This window comes from Mesorhizobium sp. M2E.F.Ca.ET.209.01.1.1, from assembly GCF_004010375.2.
In the GTDB taxonomy this organism is placed as follows: Bacteria; Pseudomonadota; Alphaproteobacteria; order Rhizobiales; family Rhizobiaceae; genus Mesorhizobium.
Genome location: NZ_SADP02001312.1, coordinates 1 through 282, shown reverse-complemented (window position 1 = coordinate 282; position 282 = coordinate 1). Strand labels below are relative to the sequence as shown.

Genomic DNA, 282 nt, shown 5'->3' with positions numbered 1-282 from the left:
CGAACCCTAAGCACAGCAGAGCCGAACTCCTACTTCACTTACTCGTCCATTCGCGAATACGGCGCACGACCTCAGCTGTCGATACCCCGTAGCGATCGTGGAGCGTCGGCAGAGCCCCGGCATCGAGAAACTCATCGGGAAGGGCAATCTGGCGAAAGACCGGGGTCACACCCTCGCGCATCAGCAGGGATGCCACACCTTCCCCCAGTCCGCCTATACACGTGTGGTTTTCCGCCACCACCACCAGCCGGCCAGGTCGACGCGCTGCTGCAAGAATTCTCT

The 282-nt window shown here is 61.0% G+C and carries 1 protein-coding gene; it reads right to left on the bottom strand.

Annotated elements, in window-relative coordinates; genetic code table 11:
- Nucleotides 1-34 precede the first annotated feature (34 nt).
- A partial coding sequence (locus EN852_RS40200) for a transketolase C-terminal domain-containing protein (protein WP_281407875.1) occupies nucleotides 35-282 on the bottom strand: 248 nt, incomplete at its 5' end.